At 59.2% G+C, this 13415-nt stretch carries 11 protein-coding genes and 1 pseudogene; 7 read left to right on the plus strand and 5 right to left on the minus strand.

The features are described 5' to 3' along the window. Nucleotides 1-60 precede the first annotated feature (60 nt). Entirely contained in the window at nucleotides 61-1020 is a 960-nt protein-coding gene (locus tag QQS38_RS07215) for an SOS response-associated peptidase family protein (RefSeq protein ID WP_479644689.1), read from the minus strand. A gap of 166 nt (nucleotides 1021-1186) precedes the next feature. Then, nucleotides 1187-1387 (minus strand): hypothetical protein, encoded by a 201-nt coding sequence (locus QQS38_RS07220; RefSeq protein ID WP_479644690.1) that lies wholly within the window; start codon nucleotides 1385-1387, stop codon nucleotides 1187-1189. A 474-nt stretch (nucleotides 1388-1861) separates the two neighbouring features. Between QQS38_RS07220 and QQS38_RS07225 the strand changes: the two genes are divergently transcribed. Genes QQS38_RS07225 through QQS38_RS07245 form a run of 5 tightly spaced genes read left to right on the plus strand, consistent with a single transcriptional unit; the run spans nucleotide 1862 to nucleotide 9087 of the window. Continuing rightward, nucleotides 1862-4414: a type VI secretion system Vgr family protein gene (locus tag QQS38_RS07225; protein WP_479644691.1), complete on the plus strand. Its 2553-nt coding sequence runs from the start codon at nucleotides 1862-1864 to the stop codon at nucleotides 4412-4414. A 7-nt stretch (nucleotides 4415-4421) separates the two neighbouring features. After that, on the plus strand, nucleotides 4422-5225 hold the full coding sequence (locus QQS38_RS07230) for a DUF4123 domain-containing protein (RefSeq protein WP_479644692.1): 804 nt from the start codon (nucleotides 4422-4424) through the stop codon (nucleotides 5223-5225). A gap of 35 nt (nucleotides 5226-5260) precedes the next feature. After that, entirely contained in the window at nucleotides 5261-7825 is a 2565-nt protein-coding gene (locus tag QQS38_RS07235) for a T6SS effector BTH_I2691 family protein (RefSeq protein ID WP_479644693.1), read from the plus strand. Between the two features lie 39 nt (nucleotides 7826-7864). Next, on the plus strand, nucleotides 7865-8806 hold the full coding sequence (locus QQS38_RS07240; RefSeq protein WP_479644694.1) for a DUF6708 domain-containing protein: 942 nt from the start codon (nucleotides 7865-7867) through the stop codon (nucleotides 8804-8806). Next, a complete protein-coding gene (locus QQS38_RS07245) occupies nucleotides 8803-9087 on the plus strand; it encodes a PAAR domain-containing protein (RefSeq protein ID WP_479644695.1) in 285 nt (94 codons plus the stop codon). The genes QQS38_RS07240 and QQS38_RS07245 overlap by 4 nt, the downstream gene beginning before the upstream one ends. A gap of 286 nt (nucleotides 9088-9373) precedes the next feature. On the opposite strand, the pseudogene QQS38_RS07250 reads toward QQS38_RS07245, so the two are convergent. Continuing rightward, nucleotides 9374-9535 (minus strand): annotated as a pseudogene (locus QQS38_RS07250) (IS21 family transposase); the annotation flags it as partial. 239 nt (nucleotides 9536-9774) lie between these two features. Between QQS38_RS07250 and QQS38_RS07255 the strand changes: the two are divergent. Continuing rightward, nucleotides 9775-11139: a Fic family protein gene (locus QQS38_RS07255; RefSeq protein WP_479644696.1), complete on the plus strand. Its 1365-nt coding sequence runs from the start codon at nucleotides 9775-9777 to the stop codon at nucleotides 11137-11139. 52 nt (nucleotides 11140-11191) lie between these two features. On the opposite strand, the gene QQS38_RS07260 is transcribed toward QQS38_RS07255, so the two are convergent. After that, entirely contained in the window at nucleotides 11192-12148 is a 957-nt protein-coding gene (locus QQS38_RS07260) for a chemotaxis protein CheW (RefSeq protein ID WP_479644697.1), read from the minus strand. Nucleotides 12149-12580: 432 nt separating this feature from the next. On the opposite strand from QQS38_RS07260, the gene QQS38_RS07265 reads away from it, so the two are divergent. Beyond that, on the plus strand, nucleotides 12581-12751 hold the full coding sequence (locus tag QQS38_RS07265; protein ID WP_479644698.1) for a hypothetical protein: 171 nt from the start codon (nucleotides 12581-12583) through the stop codon (nucleotides 12749-12751). Between the two features lie 57 nt (nucleotides 12752-12808). Here the strand turns inward: QQS38_RS07265 and QQS38_RS07270 are convergent, their stop codons facing one another. Beyond that, nucleotides 12809-13132 carry a hypothetical protein gene (locus tag QQS38_RS07270; RefSeq protein WP_479644699.1) on the minus strand — a complete coding sequence of 108 codons (324 nt, stop codon included), beginning with the start codon at nucleotides 13130-13132 and terminating at the stop codon, nucleotides 12809-12811. Nucleotides 13133-13415: the final 283 nt, after the last annotated feature.

Genomic DNA, 13415 nt, shown 5'->3' on the forward strand with positions numbered 1-13415 from the left:
GCGGCATGACCCGCCCAGGTTCGAATATTCCCGCGTAGCGACTCGCAAGGCACGTCGAGCTTATGCCGCCAACCGATGCTCGTAGTACGGCCGCTTCCTGTCATCTAGAATCGCATATTGGACCGTGAGATTACCCGCCTCTGGTGCCAGCCATGCATCGATGTTTTCAGGTCGAATCGGAATGATGCACCGGTCGTGACCTGCGGCAGCCACTTCAGGTGGCGGCTCGTCAGTGATGGCCGCAAACGAAAGCAAGTCGGCTTTCCCGTCCTCGGCCCATCGTGACCACAGGCAGGCGACGAGCATATCTTCGGCAGAGCGGGGCTCGAATCGCAAGACGATGTTCTCGTCCTTCTCGCCTTCCGCGAGTTTCCGGCCCTCGACCTTCGCCTTGCTGATATTCTCGAAAAAGGCCGTTGCAACCAGCAAGCCGTGCGAGAAACCAAACAATTCTTTCCAAAAACCTTCGAGATTCTCCCTGCGCGCGTTGTATGTGCCTGGATACTTCTTGTCGTAGAAGGCCGGCTTGCCTGCAGGGCGGCACTGGTAGCGCATTGGCTTTACGACCCGCTCGCCGTTGTCCGAGACGATGACCGGCGCGTAGTGGCCAGGACAGATGCGTGCATCGCGCTCTAGCAGCTCCGTTCGCCGCAGGTCGTCCAACTTGCGACGCAGCGCGTCGATTTTGTTGGTTGCAATTCGTTTGCTTTCAGCCGCGGCCTTCGTTGCCTTGGTTTGTAGCGCCCGCTCCGCGTCGGCAAAACGTGCGCGTTGCTTGAACAGTTCCTCTTCGAGCTTGGCTGCCTGCGACCGGTTGAATCGTTCAATCATGTCTTTGATCCGCTGCTCGTCGGGCGTACGCGGCTCTAAGAAAATGGCGTCGACGGCCTTTGGAATCAGCACCGCCGCGCCTTGCTCCCGCTCCCAGTACAGCCTCGTGAATTCCTCAAGGCCGATGCGCGCACCGAAGGTCCGGACAAACCGCCCGTAGTCCGCCTTTATCTGAGCCGAGTAGCACATGGTCGCCTCCGTTCGTCGAGTCCATGATAGTGTGGTGTTGAGCTGTATGGGTATACAGGGTTTGCGGCGAAGGAGATATGCATGTCGAGCGCGATCGGCGCGCCTTGTCCGGGGCTGTCGACATCTGCGCAGAGGCGAGCCAGTTGGTCGAAAACGCAAACGGCATCTATCCGCATGGCGCTGTGAAGGTGAGCGAAGAGGTGGTCGACCGCAGGCCGCACTCACGGACAGTTAGCTTTTCTTCGGCGAGGCGCTCGAGGTTGGAGACCGCGATACCATGCAGTTCGTCGGTCGACACGCCTTCCTGCTCGCGATGCCGATGCTGCACGAATTGAAGGCGGTCACCGGCGTCGACGACGTAGGTCATCAGCAAGTCTTCATTGATGCTTTGGAAAACGGGGGAATCGGCCTGGGAGAGCGACAATGCTGGTTCCCCGTTCCCCATTGCCGGCTTCAGGTAAGCGATGGCTTGTTGGCAAAATGACGATGTCGAATTCCAGTCCCTCTCCGCTCATTCTTGAAGGACCGCAATGCAGACGCGGATGAGGGCCGCGACAAGCGTTAGCTGACTGCGAGCGACCCAGTTCGAGTTCATGCATCGAAGCAATTTCGAGATGACACCACATCAAGGCTTCGTCGGAATTCCAATATTTTCAGCAAAAAATCCCTATATCAGCGCGACGACAGAAATGGAAACGCTTTCATCCGGCATAAATTTCCGGAGTGGCGGCTGGCGAATTTTGAATTGTTTGGAAATCGGCTAACTCATTGTAATTGCGTAGATTTTTAATTTATTATTCTCCTCCTTTAATATGCCCGCGCAGTTGGAGAGGTAATCAATATGGGTAGGTCGGCTCATTCGCTCGCACTCGAAACCGGAATCGAGCAGGCTAACCGCGCACTGATACTGCAGACGCCCTTGGGCGCCCAGGCGCTCTTACCTCAGCGAGTCGTGGGCGAGTCTCGCATCGGGCGGGACTGCGAATTCACGGTGGATGTGGTGTCGCGCGAGCGCGCCATCGAGTTGAAGAAGCTGATGGCGCAGCCCGTCACTCTGTGGGTTCGTCAGCGGGACAACGCCTATCTGCCTTATCACGGGTTCGTTTTCGCGACGCGCCGCCTCGGTTCCGAGGGGGGCTTCACTTACTATCAGCTGACATTCTCATCGTGGATGAGATTTTTGCGGCATCGCAAGGATGCGCGAATCTTCCAGGAAGCGACAGCTGCCGACATCCTGACTCAGGTATTCGACGGCCATTCGCTCGCGAGAGGCCAGTATCGGTTCGATGTAGCGGACCGTGGCGCGAAGCGTTCCTACTGCACGCAGTACGAAACCGACGATAACTTCGTCCATCGGTTGATGGAGTCCGAAGGCTGGTTCACTTACATCGAACAGGCCGACGACGGCAAATCACATACGGTCGTCGTGACCGACGACATCTATCGGTGCAGGCCACTCGACTCGCGGGACGTCACGTTTTACCGCGGCGATCGGGGCGACGGCCTCGACGCGCTCGTGGAGTGGGGCAGCGAGCGTATCGTCGAGAGCGTTGGATACGCGACGCGCACGCCGGACTATAAGCGCCCGGCTTGGCCGAAGGAGCGTGGCGGCGTTTCGAGGGCACGCCACGGCGATAGACCGGATGAGCTCCAAGTCTATGAGTATGCGGGACCGTACAGCTTCCCTCTGACCGAAGAACGCGAGGACCGGGGCGAACGCGCCGTCCGATTTCGCATCGAGGAACTCGACTCGCGAACCAAGCGGTTCTTTGGCGTAGGTAGCGTGCCGTGTATGGACGCCGGGAGATGGTTCCACCTCGCGAACCATCCCGAGCATGACTCCGATACCTCGCAAGACCAAGAGTTCGCGACCATCGCGGTGCGGTGGTACATCCAGAATAATCTGCCGTTGGGCAACACTCGCCCATTTCCCCATAGCTTGCAGCGGCAGATGACGCGTGTGAGGGCCGAATATAAGGACCTACACGCAGTGTTCACGTCGAGAGACCCCGGCGGCAACGAAAGCTTCTGTTTGGTGGAAATCGAGGCACAACGACGACGCGTTCCCTATCGCAGCCCCTTCGAGCACAAGAAGCCCGTGATGCACATGCAGACGGCGACGGTCGTCGGCCCAGCAAATGAGGAAATATTCACCGACGAGTTGAATCGCGTGAAGGTTCAGATGCATTGGGACCGGTTGGGCAACAACGACCAGTCATCGTCGTGCTGGATGCGCGTGGTATCGCCGAATGCGGGAGGCGCCTTTGGGGGCGTATTCGTGCCGCGGATAGGCCACGAAGTCGCAATCGACTACGTCGATGGTGATTGCGACCGTCCGGTCGTGACAGGTGTGCTGTTCAATGGAAGCAATACGCCTCACTGGCATACGAACGGCCTGCTATCTGGTTTCAAGTCGAAGGAGTACGGTGGGGGAGGTTCTAACCAACTGGTTTTTGACGACGCCACGGCCCAGAATCGCGCCCGCCTATACAGCTCAACGGCGAGTTCATACCTCGACATCGGCTACCTCATTGACCACACGGACAATACGCGCGGGAGCTACCTCGGCACGGGGTTTCACTTAAAGACGGACTCGTGGGGTGCGCTGCGCGCCGGGCAAGGGCTTTACGTTTCGACGTACGCGCGCGGCGGAACTTCGGGCCAACCGCTCGACGTCAAGGAGGCGACGCAGCACCTTGTTGACTCCGGCGGCGTCATTCAGCGGCGCTCGCTTGCCGCAGCGGATGCCCAGGCAGAGAGCCTCGACGAGGCTCAACGCGCTATCAACGACTTCGCGTCCGCCACGCGGAGCAACGCCCAGGGTAGCCAGAGCGGCGGCCGCACGGCAGGCGGCGGCAGTGGCAGCGCAAACGGCTTCTCGCAACCCATCATGCTGCTGGCCAGCCCCGCGGGCATGGGTCTGTCGACTCAGCAGTCGCTGCATGCTGTCGCCACCGAGCACATCAACCTTGTGAGCGGTTCGAGCACCTACATTTCGACGGCGAAATCATGGATTGCGAGCGTTGGCGAGAAGCTCAGCTTCTTCGTGCAGAACGCGGGAATCAAGTTGTTCGCTGGCAAGGGAAAGGTTCAGTTGCAGGCGCAGTCGGACAACATCGAAATCACGGCCGATAAGACCGTCAAGGTCGTTTCCACAGCCGACGCCGTCGACGTGATGGCGCAGAAAGAAATTACGCTCAGAGCCGGCGGCGCAACCATCCGGCTCGCGGGCGGAAACATCTACGTGCATGCGCCAGGGACAGTCGAGGTCAAGGGCGCGCAGCATGTCTTCGACGGACCTGCTAGCGAGAATGCTTCGGCACAACTTGCACCGGCCAAATCATGCGCGCAGCAGATGGGCGCTGCCGCACAGTCCGGCGCTGCACTCGTATAGGCATTCAATGATTCACTACGTCGTCGTTGAACCCCTCAATGGGAAGCTGGAGCTTCCTGATGTGCCGCCCGTTTATGCCGTCGGCGAACTGGTGCCTGAGGAGCGGGCAGAATTAGCTGGTAATGCTCCGGTGCTCTATTGTGCCGAGCATCCGAACGAACAGATGCCTGCATTGCGCGAGCGGGCAGAGCGTTCGTGTGCGTCGGGAGCGCCGCCTGTTCTCTGCGCCATCCTCGAGTGCGACAAGGCAACACATCGATTGCACAGCCATCTTTCAGCACGCCTCGCGCTGCCAAAGCCAGATGGAGAGGCGGCGATTTTTCGCTACTACGACCCGCGTGTTTTCGCGCACCTGCGATGGATACTGAAACGCGAGCAGTTAGGCGCCCTGATGGGACCGGTCGCACGTTGGACCTATCTGGACCGTCAGGCGGGATGGGTGACGGTAGAAGGCGCGAAGGTCCCGAGCGACGATTTCGCGCTCACTAGCGCGCAGTACAGGCAGGTCGCCCGCATTGAGGTTATCGAGCGGGCGCTAGAGACGCTTCGCGGCAACGGCACGGCAATCAAGCCCGATATGCCGTCGCTGGTTGACGCCCAATTGGCGAAGGGCGAGACATACGGCCTCGTCGGTGCGGACCTTTTGGCTTTCGCTCTTCACGGGACCGTTATCTCCCCTTACTTCGACCGTCACCCGCGCGTGCGGGCCGTGCTGCGGGAACCCGAAAAGCACTCCTACGCGGAAACCGTTGCGCGTTGGACGCAGCCCGACTGGGAGGCCATTGCGCGCGAGAGCATCCAGTACGAGTGACCGCTGCGCCGTCTCAAATGTGAACCGAACAAAAAATGGCATACGACTTCGACTTCTCGAGTATTAGTCAACTGACGACATCGGCATTGCAGGCGCCGACGCGTGAGTCCGGCAGCTGCAACATGTGCAAGAAGAAGGGGCTTCCCATCTTGCCGGTCCGGTATTCCGCATTCGCCGACACAAAGGCGCACAGCGCATCCGGCGCAGTGAGGCTCATGGGCGGTAAGTTTGGCGACGGCGTAACGAGTATTGCGCTCAAGAAGGCCAAGTACACGTTGCGCACGCTGCGTTACGGATACGTGTACGTGTTCTATCCGAAGACCGGGCGATGGCAGGCCTATGCAGTGACGGACGAAGGGAATTTGTACGAATTCCCGCCGGATATGAACATCGACCGTAGTCTTGAGCAGCCGTTTCACTGTAAGCAGGCAGGACACGCGCAGCTCGCACAGTGCATAACCATCGAGGATGCGCAAAAGGCAGGCGTCGTGTATGTCGCTTTCAGCGAGGAGCGTTGGACGAAGAAGGTGCGCGACACGTATGCGACCAACTTCATGGGTTGCCGCGACAAGCGGATGCAAAAATTCGACGCGGCGGGTTGGTTTAACGGCAGCACGCAGCAGCCCCATGCGGAGAGCGTGACGCACGTCGCAGACCTGCTGAATGAATACAAGGGAAGTGCGCCAGACGCTTTATCGACTGCTTGTTTCACGTATCACAACCGTGCGGGGCAAGGACCAGACCTTAAGAAAGCGATGGACTCTATCACGCCCGAGAAAGGGCTTGTCTTTGCATTGTGGGACCCGGCCGGCATCACGCAAGAGCTGAACTTCGAGCAACGGGCCGCATATGGCGCCGCGCTCGAGCCCTATGGGCACGGCATCTGGGCCGCGAGCGCAATCGACGCGTTGCAGAAATCCATCATCGCCTCAGCCAACGAAGACGTGGAAAGCGGCTCCCGTCTGATGGAGGCCAATACCTACGAGGGACTGGGGACCACCGCTCTATTCGACGGGGGTAAGCTTCTCGAAAAGCAGCTCAAGAGTATCGAGGAGATGAAGAAGGCGAGCCTCGTAACTGCCGGCCCCGAAGCGTGGAAGCCATATACATGGCACTATCGACCGAAGGCTATTATCGATTTCCAACACCAGATGGCTGGTGCGTTGAAGCAAGAGCAAACGAATACGCTTGTCCCTCTATCGCAGGACCATCAGGCATGGCTAACCAGTTCAGCGCTACTGAATGTCTTTCAGTTCGACTATGAGGCTGGAGATTGTCGCGGCGCAGTCGGCTACACGAACTTGCTCGCTCATTGCATTGAAGGGGCGGCAGACCGCAAGGAGACGGTTGATGTGCTCGTCAAATGGGCACAGGGCGATGTCACCGACACGCGCAATCCGCTACTTCGTGCTTTCGTGCTGAACGACCCTGTGTTGGGAGAAAAGGTTAAGGAGGCATCGAGCTATCCGTACAAGGAGCTTCGAGAAACCGTGGCAAAGCTCATTGAGTCGTATAGCAACGTGGCGTACGTTACTAAACGCGCTGACCACGGGCTCGCCGCCGCCCTTTCGGGCTCGTTCGCCCGCCTGCTGCACGAGGCAGGCGGGCCAATTGTCGAGGTAGTGACCAAGAATGTGGATGGAGTCGCTGCTAAGGTAATTTACGCGGCAATGTGTGTGCGAACTGGAAAGGTTTTTGAGTGCAAGCCGGTGTACGGGTCGCCTACTCAATGGGTCAGCTATATCGCCCGCCAAATGCAGGTGATGCTGCCTGGCCGGCAGCAAGCGGATGTTCAAGACTTGCAAAAGGCACTTCAAGAAAAAGCCGCGCCCACCGGCGAAAAGGATTGGGAGGTCAAGGCGAAGCAGTTCGTTCCGGTCGAGACCCTCCCGGACGAAGCTGCCGCCATGGCCGGTATGAAGCCGAGCCCAGGCGTCTCGGTGAAGATGATGGCCGCGACGTTGACGCCGGAGGTCGTCGAGAAGATTTACATGCCGAAGTTTCGGTTATTCGCCCGAGGGGAGCCGGCCTATGCCGGCATCGGCGCAATTTTCAACGCTATCAATTTGCGTTTCGCTCGCGAGGAACTGAAGAAGTCCAATCACTTCAACTCGACCGAGAACACCATCAAGTTCGACAATGCAGCAGCCGGGTTGGTTGCTAGCGTCTCGCAGTACGGACATCATACGATAGAATTAATCGAGAAGTCCGGAGCAAAAATCGGAGAGGGCTGGCTCAAGCTCGGCAGAGGTATGGAAATTGTGGGAAAGTTCGGCGGAGCGGTAGTGGGGCTGATTTCCGCCGCTATCGACGGCTATCACGCATGGGACGAGCTCCAGCATGGAAATTACTTGGTCGCAACCCTCTACACGTTGTCCGGGTTCCTCGGCGTCGCGTTGGTATGGGCTGCGTTCAGCAGCCCCGTACTCGCGCTACCGCTTCTTGTCATCGCCGCGATACTTGGTGTGGTGATTAACTACTTCAAGGGACGAGAAATCAATGATTGGCTGGAACAATGCTACTTCGGGATAAAGGAAGCGAAGGAGCGGTTCCAGTCGCTGGCGGAGGACCAAAAGGCGCTTGTGTCTGTCATTTCGTAACCAGGAGCAAGCATGACTTCTAATGGAAGCTGGCGTCGTATGAAGCGGTCCCCGACAGACGCAGAGGTATCGGCACGCCTACAGCAGAAAAAGCCGTGCGCAGAGAGGGCGACAAGCCGTGGCACCGTCTTTGCGGCCACCGATACCTACCTGGAGGTTTGCGACGGGCTCTACCGCGAGAAAGGCTGGGGGGTGCTTGCATTTTTTACAGCGGGAATCGGAGCCTTATGTTTGACGGCCATGACTGCTTGGATGGCCACCCACGTTCCCGCCGCGATACAGCAAAAGGGGCAGACGGGCCTGGTACACTGGACCTTTGGACTGTTCACGCTCGTGGGAATCGGCGTTTTTATATTGCCGCTCCGTTCTCTTTTGAAGGACTGCTTCAACTACACGCGTAGGCCGATTCGCTTCAATAGAGTGGACCGCAAGATTTATGCATTTCGTCACAACGGACCTGGTGGCGTTGTTTCCGTGCCGTGGGACGACGCGTTCCTCTACGTGGAACGGCAACCCAAAGCGGGTTTGACGTCAACTGCGGCTCGCATGGTTCACTGTCTGGTCCTTGATGAGCAGGGACAAGTATCTGACAGCTTCCGAATTGGCAAACGAGTGGTGCTTGCGTATTCGGAAGAAGGCGAACTTGGCAGACGGGTCATGTCCGAACTTTTTGAGGACTTCGAGTACTACCGCCGATTCATGGAGGACGGCCCCGGTTCTGTCCCGCCGGTCGCCGAGTACCTATCCACAAAGATTTCCTTTCGGAACTCCTTGAACCTACAGTTCGATGGCATGTCGGATATGTTTCGTTCGGGGAACTTGTTTCTTCAGTTCGTCGGCGTCATCGCCGCAATACCGACGTTTCTTTTCACGGTCGCATATCATGTCGCACAGTTGACCTGCCATGAGCCCGTATGGCCTGACGACATTGAGCGCGCTTGCATGCCATCTCCGGAGCAGACGGAGGGAGTCGCATCATGAGCCGCAGATTCATTCGCAAGGGAGACAAAACTGACCGTGATGGCGTCGTCACCTACGGTATCGGAAATTCGTCGTTGCAAGGGCAGCCTTTGGCCTATCTCGGCGCTGCCGTGCAATGCCCCGCGTGCGGGACGGAGGGCGTCATTGTCGGCGATGGCGCCCCCCGTTCGATGACGGTCATGGGCAAGCAAGTGGCGCTCGAGAACGACCTGTGCCAGTGCAAATGTGACCCGTTGCCGAAGCTCATTGCATCACAGACGATTGGGTCCATCACGACGTAGCGAGCTCAGCCCGACCCGCTCCATCTCGTATCGCGCCTTGCACGGACGGCACTCAGCTGAGTGACTATTGCGAGTTGGTGCCCCCTTTTTCGGTGACGCTGAACCAGAATTGGTCCCGGTCGGAAGTGGAGATTTCCGGCTTGGTTGAGTTGTCAGGCGAGGCGGTTTCGAGTCGAACTGCACCGACCTTGGCCTCGAGCTGCAAGATGCCCTGCGAACCGCGCAGGTTGACCAGCACCTGATCGTTGAACAACGCGAGGACGACGGCGTGGCAAGCGGCACCGATGCGCTTCGCTTCGGCCAGATCACGAAACGTACGCAGCGGTAGGAAGGACTTCTTGATGTATTTGACGCCCGATTCGATGATCCCATTCTTCTGCGGATCGTGCGGCGGGCATGCGTCGATCTTGAAGCCGTATCCCTCGGCCAACTCGGCGTATGAGCGCTGTCCCTTGCGGCCCGGCGCCGAAATCGCAAAAAGCTCGAAGGGTAACCAGTTGTGACGCCTCACTCAGGCAGCGGCCTTCTTTGCACCATCGCTCGGCAGGGGCGAGCCGGCGCTCTGACGACAGGTGCGCCCAAGTCAGCACGATATCTGCTCACGCACGAAGTATCTGCTCATTCGCTCCAAGTATCTGCTCATTCCTATAGAATCTGCTCAAATTTGAGCAGATTCTGAGCAGATATATGGCCAAAGTGACACCGGAAGTCATCCTCAAGGTTATCGGGCGCCTGGCCGAAGCCGGGCAGCCGGAGGTGTCCTCCGCCGAGGTCATTGCAGCGACCGGCGGCAGCTCGGCCACCGTCCGACGCCACCTCGACGCGTTGCTCGCCAATGGGCAGCTCACGCGCAGCGGCCAGGCACGAGCGACCCGGTATCGTCTGGCTGCGGGCGCCTCCACCGCGCAACCTATCGCCGCCACACCGCTGACCGAGGTCGAAACGCCATCTCAGCCGGTGTGGTCGGCCGCAGCCACCGATCTGCGCAAGAAACTCGATGTCCCCCTTGCCGCGCGCGACCCGGTGACATACCAACGAGAGTTCGTCGAAAACTATGTGCCCAACGATAGTTGGCTCATGCCGAGGGATCTGGCCGAAGCGCTGTATCGTGCAGGGAGCATGAGGGAACAATTGCCGGCTGGCACGTACGCGCGCAAAGTGCTCGAGCAACTGCTGATCGACCTGTCATGGTCGTCGTCTCGCCTGGAAGGCAACCCGTACACCATGCTGGCGACTGAGGAGTTATTCAAGCGAGGAACGGCCGACGACGATGCCAATGCGGTGATGCTGCTCAATCACAAAGCGGCTATCGAATTCCTCGTGGACGCGGTCCCGCTTCAAGGGTTGTCCACTTCGCTCGTCAGAAACCTGCATGCAGTGCTGATGCAAGACCTCCTCGCGGATGCTGATGGGTTGGGGGCCATTCGTAGAAAAGTGGTCAATATCAGCGACACGGTTTATGTGCCCACGCAGGTACCGGCTGTACTCGAAGAGATGCTCGAGATCATCCTAAACAAGGCGAGATTCATCAAGAATCCAATCGAGGCGGCCTTTTTTCTGTGGGTCAACCTGGCCTATCTGCAGCCGTTCGAGGATGGCAACAAGCGCACCAGCCGCCTGGCGGCGAATATCCCGCTGATGCTGTACAACTGCGCTCCGCTATCGTTCTTGGATGTCGAGCCATACGACTACGCACGCGCAATGCTCGGTGTGTACGAGTTCAGGGACACCTCGCTCGCGGTGGATCTGTTCGCCTGGACCTACCGGCGCTCGATGAAGCGGTATGTTGTCGTAATGGAATCGATGGGTAAGCCGGACGCGCTTCGCCTTCGTTACCGTGAGCGCCTGACGGACGCGATCGCTTTGGTCGTCGCAAACCGCAAGTCCGCGCAGGCCGCGCAGTCCGAGTTGGGGCTCTCGGAGAGCACGGCGCCGGGCTTTCAGGCCATGCTGCTCGATGAATTGAAGAAGTTGGAAGTATTCAACTGCGCTCGGTATCGATTGACGCCGAACACCGTACAAGCGTGGCTCGATGCGGGTCGGCCGCACTGAACGTAAACGCGAGTGCGCGACAGGCATGAAAAGGCAAACGGCCGCCGAACACTTACGACGCCAACGCCTCCGTAATCGCTTCGCAAAGCTCCTTCGGCGCGAACTTGGCCACATATCCGTTCGCCCCCGCATTACGTACGTGCGCCTCGTTCGCCGATCCCGTCAAAGACGAATGAATGATCACGGGAATATGCTTGAGCCGCTCGTCCGCTTTGATGCGGCGGGTCAGCATGAAACCGTCCATTTCGGGCATTTCCAAATCGGTGATGACGAGCGAGATCTTGTCGCGCGCCGGCACCTTTTCTTTCTCGGCTTCGTCGGCGATCCGTTGCAGCATTTGCCACGCTTCTTCGCCCGTCGTCGCGAGCATGTGCGGCGCGCCGATTGCCGTCAGCGCTTGGTCGAGCAGGGTACGGGCAAACGCCGAATCGTCCGCGGCCAAAATCTTTCCGCCGGCCGCATAGTTGATTTCGGCGCTCAATTCCGCTTTGTCGACGTCGCGATGCTGCTCGGGGAAAACGTCGCGCATGACCTGCTCGACGTCGAGCACCTGGGCGAGGCGCAATTCGCCCGATTCGCCGTTGAAGCGCGCAATGCTAGTGATATACCCCGTGCCGCCCGCGCATTCCGCCGGATGCACTTGGCTCCACTCGAGCCGGACGATGTCGTCGACATCTTCGACAGCAAATGCCTGCGTCGTACGCGCGAACTCGGTAATCAACAAAATGTTCGGTTCGCGGGTTGGCGTGCTGCGCGTGAGCTTGCACAAATCGATCACCGGGATGATCTGACCGCGAATGTCGATGGCGCCCGACACCGCATCCGGCGCTCCGGCGATCGGCGTGATTTCGCGGTTCGTGATGATTTCTCGAACCTTGAAAACGTTGATGCCGTACAACGCAGGCTCCGTGCCAGGCCGTGCTTGGCCCAAGCGAAAGAGAAGAAGTTCGAACTTGTTTTTGCTCGTGAGCTGCGTGCGCTCATCGTGCATGATGTCGTGGCTAGTCATGCCTGCCCTCTGCGTGGAATCCCAACGGCGCCCCGCACTCTCCGCGAAGGACGCCCACTATCTATCTGGTTGTCGGCGGCACGTGGATAAAACTAAAGGCGCGTTACATGCCTGATTCGCCGAAATAAACGGGGCTCGCTTAATTGCCCGGGGGACCGCAATGAGGGCCAATGCGCGCTGCAGCCCGCAATCATGCTGCGCGCACGGGCCAACCCCGGCGGCGCCCGCTTGCCGACGGGCAGGACACAGCGCCGCTCCCCTCAGGGAAAACACCCGCCTCGTCGTTGAGCTGAATTTGGATTTGAACCGCGATTTTCGGACGGCGATACACGCGCCGGTGCAAAGACTGGATTCGGTAGCATGGCCAGGCCGCAGGCGGCCCGTTTATTGCGGTCCACCATGAGCCTGCGTAACGACTAAAGGGGGACGAGCATGAAACAGCGCAACAAGGAGCCGCAACAGATGGCGGAGCGGCCGGAGCCGGCGCATCACAGCGATAACGCGCGCAGTCGCATGCCGGAGCGTGACGACCGAGGGCGCAAGCAGTCCCCGGCCGATAAGCCGGGGCGGCAGTCCGGCGAAGGCGAGCCGAGCGTCGGCTAGCCGAGAGAACTGAGCGGGACGAGCCGGTACCGGCCCCTCCCGCTTTTCAGTGAAGTCTTACTTGGCGGCGTCCGCTTCGCACTTCTTCACGAAAGAGGCCTTCGCCGCGCCGGCGAGCGGCTTGCCGTTCGAGCCGACGGCTTTGGTTTCGCAGTCCGCCTTCGCCGACTTCATCTTGTCTGCCTTGCATTTCTTGATGAACGACGTCTTGGCCGCGCCCGCCAGCGGCTTGCCGTTCTTGCCTACGGCCTGCGCCGCGCAATCCGAGGACGCGGGCGCAGCCGCCGCACCGCTTGCCGCCGCGGCGCCGGAGGCTTGAGCGTGGGCCATGCCCACCGCAAACATGCCCGCGATAGCCGCCAAGACAAATTTGTTCAACATGACCATTTCCTCCCAAAGTGGTGTGAAGCGAAAGGCTTCTCTCCGTTAACGGTGCGCGACCCCGCCGGTTGACCGCGCAAACGCTCATGCATTCGTCCAAGGATGCATGCGTGCACGCCCATCCCGCTTCCCCCTCTGTCACTGCATTCCGCATTCACGAGCCGCATCCCAGCCTCGCCTCTCCATTCGTCGTACCAGGCCGACAGCGGCCCGAAAGCGGACCGTCATCGCAGCTTCGCATTCGTCGTAGAGAGTCATCGGTTTGCGCCGTCCCGTTTCCGTT

It is taken from the genome of Trinickia sp. Z7 (genome assembly GCF_056498045.1).

What these genes read in the sequence shown, in the direction of transcription:
- QQS38_RS07215 (WP_479644689.1), bottom strand. Translation starts at nt 1,020, where the DNA reads ATGTGCTACTCGGCTCAGATAAAGGCGGACTACGGGCGGTTTGTCCGG.
- QQS38_RS07220 (WP_479644690.1), bottom strand. Translation starts at nt 1,387, where the DNA reads ATGACCTACGTCGTCGACGCCGGTGACCGCCTTCAATTCGTGCAGCAT.
- QQS38_RS07225 (WP_479644691.1), top strand. Translation starts at nt 1,862, where the DNA reads ATGGGTAGGTCGGCTCATTCGCTCGCACTCGAAACCGGAATCGAGCAG.
- QQS38_RS07230 (WP_479644692.1), top strand. Translation starts at nt 4,422, where the DNA reads ATGATTCACTACGTCGTCGTTGAACCCCTCAATGGGAAGCTGGAGCTT.
- QQS38_RS07235 (WP_479644693.1), top strand. Translation starts at nt 5,261, where the DNA reads ATGGCATACGACTTCGACTTCTCGAGTATTAGTCAACTGACGACATCG.
- QQS38_RS07240 (WP_479644694.1), top strand. Translation starts at nt 7,865, where the DNA reads ATGAAGCGGTCCCCGACAGACGCAGAGGTATCGGCACGCCTACAGCAG.
- QQS38_RS07245 (WP_479644695.1), top strand. Translation starts at nt 8,803, where the DNA reads ATGAGCCGCAGATTCATTCGCAAGGGAGACAAAACTGACCGTGATGGC.
- QQS38_RS07255 (WP_479644696.1), top strand. Translation starts at nt 9,775, where the DNA reads ATGGCCAAAGTGACACCGGAAGTCATCCTCAAGGTTATCGGGCGCCTG.
- QQS38_RS07260 (WP_479644697.1), bottom strand. Translation starts at nt 12,148, where the DNA reads ATGACTAGCCACGACATCATGCACGATGAGCGCACGCAGCTCACGAGC.
- QQS38_RS07265 (WP_479644698.1), top strand. Translation starts at nt 12,581, where the DNA reads ATGAAACAGCGCAACAAGGAGCCGCAACAGATGGCGGAGCGGCCGGAG.
- QQS38_RS07270 (WP_479644699.1), bottom strand. Translation starts at nt 13,132, where the DNA reads ATGTTGAACAAATTTGTCTTGGCGGCTATCGCGGGCATGTTTGCGGTG.